General features: G+C 37.1%; 2 protein-coding genes. Both read right to left on the reverse strand.

All coding sequences use genetic code 11. The features are described 5' to 3' along the window. Positions 1 to 419: 419 nt before the first annotated feature. Positions 420 to 614 (reverse strand): hypothetical protein, encoded by a 195-nt coding sequence (locus tag O9334_RS20875; protein ID WP_288002271.1) that lies wholly within the window; start codon positions 612 to 614, stop codon positions 420 to 422. Between the two features lie 237 nt (positions 615 to 851). Beyond that, the gene (locus O9334_RS20880; RefSeq protein ID WP_159291492.1) at positions 852 to 1,001 is read right to left on the reverse strand and encodes a hypothetical protein; all 150 of its coding nucleotides are present in this window, start codon (positions 999 to 1,001) and stop codon (positions 852 to 854) included. Between the last annotated feature and the right edge of the window lie 93 nt (positions 1,002 to 1,094).

The following is a 1,094-nucleotide window of genomic DNA, read 5'->3' on the forward strand; positions in this document are numbered from 1 at the left end:
CTTCCTACTCAACCCGATTTTGGGGTCTATTTTTTTCTCTCTTATCTTTGCTCAAAAACTATATATATATTTGCGCACGGATTCCCATTATCTAAAAAGTCTAAAGCAAGTCTCGTCATTTGTCAAGGGTTTTGAGAAAAAAAATCGAGCCGATTTTATAATCACCGTAACAACAATTCAGATCGTAAGGATAATTCCGTAGGGATAATTCCGTAAGGATAATTCCGTAGGGATAATTCCGTAGGGATAATTCATGAATTATCCCTACTCAGGAATGCTTTGTTTAATGCTTGTCGGGGAGAGAAATTTTCCGTCTTCATACCTTTATCCCTATTCCTACTCAACCCGGTTTTGGAGTCTATTTTTTTCTCTCTTATCTTTGCTCAAAAACTATATATATATTTGCGCACGGATTCCCATTATCTAAAAAGTCTAAAGCAAGTCTCGTCATTTGTCAAGGGTTTTGAGAAAAAAATCGAGCCGATTTTATAATCACCGTAACAACAATTCAGATCGTAGGGATAATTCCGTAAGGATAATTCCGTAAGGATAATTCCGTAGGGATAATTCCGTAGGGATAATTCCGTAAGGATAATTCCGTAAGGATAATTCATGAATTATCCCTACTCAGGAATGCTTTGTTTAATGCTTGTCGGGGAGAGAAATTTTCTGTCTTCATACCTTATATCCTCTTCCTACTCAACCCGGTTTTGGAGTCTATTTTTTTCTCTCTTATCTTTGCTCAAAAACTATATATATATTTGCGCACGGATTCCCATTATCTAAAAAGTCTAAAGCAAGTCTCGCCATTTGTCAAGGGTTTTGAGAAAAAAATCGAGCCGATTTTATAATCACCGTAACAACAATTCAGATCGTAGGGATAATTCCGTAGGGATAATTCCGTAGGGATAATTCCGTAGGGATAATTCCGTAGGGATAATTCCGTAGGGATAATTCCGTAGGGATAATTCCGTAGGGATAATTCCGTAAGGATAATTCATGAATTATCCCTACTCAGGAATGCTTTGTTTAATGCTTGTCGGGGAGAGAAATTTTCTGTCTTCATACCTTATATCCTCTTCCTACTCAACCCG

The organism is Microcystis sp. LE19-8.1F, assembly GCF_027531715.1.
GTDB classification, from domain to species: Bacteria; Cyanobacteriota; Cyanobacteriia; order Cyanobacteriales; family Microcystaceae; genus Microcystis; species Microcystis wesenbergii_A.